Source organism: Streptomyces sp. SID1328 (assembly GCF_009865595.1).
GTDB lineage: Bacteria > Actinomycetota > Actinomycetes > Streptomycetales > Streptomycetaceae > Streptomyces > Streptomyces griseoluteus.
Genome location: NZ_WWKH01000163.1, coordinates 1 through 1,356, shown reverse-complemented (window position 1 = coordinate 1,356; position 1,356 = coordinate 1). Strand labels below are relative to the sequence as shown.

Here is a 1,356-nt window from a genome sequence, read left to right as displayed (position 1 = left end):
GGCCTGGCGGGCCGGCATCCTCACCCTGGCCTTCCCGGTGATCGCCAACTCCTTCGGCTGGATCTTCACCGCGATGGGCCGTCAGCCCTGGGCCGTCACCGGACTGCTGCGCACCGTGGACGCGGTCTCCCCGAACGTCTCGCTCACCGAACAGCTCGTGACGCTCACCGGGTTCAGCCTGCTGTACATCGCGCTCGCCGTGGTCGAACTCAGGCTGCTGGTGAAGTACGCGGGCGGCGGACCGGTCACCTCCGAGCGGCCACCGCTCAGGGACATCACGCTCGGCGGGGACTCCACGCTCGAAGGCTCCCCGAGGGACGCCGACAAGCCGCTCGCCTTCGCCTACTGATCAGTTAGAGAGAGTCCGGAACCGTGCATCTCCATGACCTCTGGTTCTTCGTCATAGCCCTGCTGTGGGTCGGCTACTTCTTCCTGGAGGGCTTCGACTTCGGCGTGGGCATCCTGACCCGGGTGCTCGCCCGCGGGGAGACCGAGCGCCGCGTCCTGCTGAACACCATCGGCCCCGTCTGGGACGGCAACGAGGTCTGGCTGGTCACCGCGGCCGGCGCGACCTTCGCCGCCTTCCCCGACTGGTACGCCACGATGTTCAGCGGCTTCTACCTGCCGATGTTCGTCGTCCTGCTCTGCCTGATCCTTCGCGGTGTGGCCTTCGAGTACCGGCACAAGCGCGACGGCGAGCGGTGGAAGCGCAACTGGGAGGCGATCGTCTTCGCCACCTCGCTGGTGCTGGCCTTCCTGTGGGGCGTGCTGTTCGCCGCCATGGTCCATGGCCTGCCGATCGGCGCCGACCACGAGTACCACGGCGGCCTCACCGAACTGGTCCAGCCGTACGCGCTGCTGGGCGGCGTGACCACGACCGTGCTCTTCACCTTCCACGGCGCGGTGTTCGCCTCGCTGAAGACGGTGGGCAGCATCCGGCACCGGGCGCGGCACCTGGCGCAGACCGCCGGCGTGCTGACCGCCCTGCTGCTGCTGGCGTTCCTGACCTGGACCCAGCTCGGCACCGGCAATGTGCGCAGCCTGATCGCCGAGGCCGTCGCCGTGCTCGCGGTGCTGGTGTCGCTGGGCTTCAACTTCGGCGCCCGCGAAGGGCGGGCGTTCGTCGCCTCCGGGCTGAGCGTGGTGGCGTCCACCGCGATGCTCTTCCTCGCCCTGTTCCCGCAGGTGATGCCCTCCAGCCGGAACGCGGCCTGGAGCCTGACCGCGGCCAACGCGGCCGCCGGCTCGTACACACTCGGGATCATCACCTGGGTCGCCGGGTTCGCCACCCCGCTGGTGCTGCTCTACCAGGGCTGGACCTACTGGGTGTTCCGCAAGCGGATCGGCGTCCAGCAC

The 1,356-nt window shown here is 69.2% G+C and carries 2 protein-coding genes; both read left to right on the top strand.

Annotation, left to right across the window (positions count from 1 at the left end; translation table 11 throughout):
• A partial coding sequence (locus GT030_RS04805) for a cytochrome ubiquinol oxidase subunit I (RefSeq protein ID WP_161199987.1) occupies positions 1 to 349 on the top strand: 349 nt, incomplete at its 5' end.
• 23 nt (positions 350 to 372) lie between these two features.
• A partial coding sequence (cydB, locus tag GT030_RS04800; RefSeq protein WP_161199986.1) for a cytochrome d ubiquinol oxidase subunit II occupies positions 373 to 1,356 on the top strand: 984 nt, incomplete at its 3' end.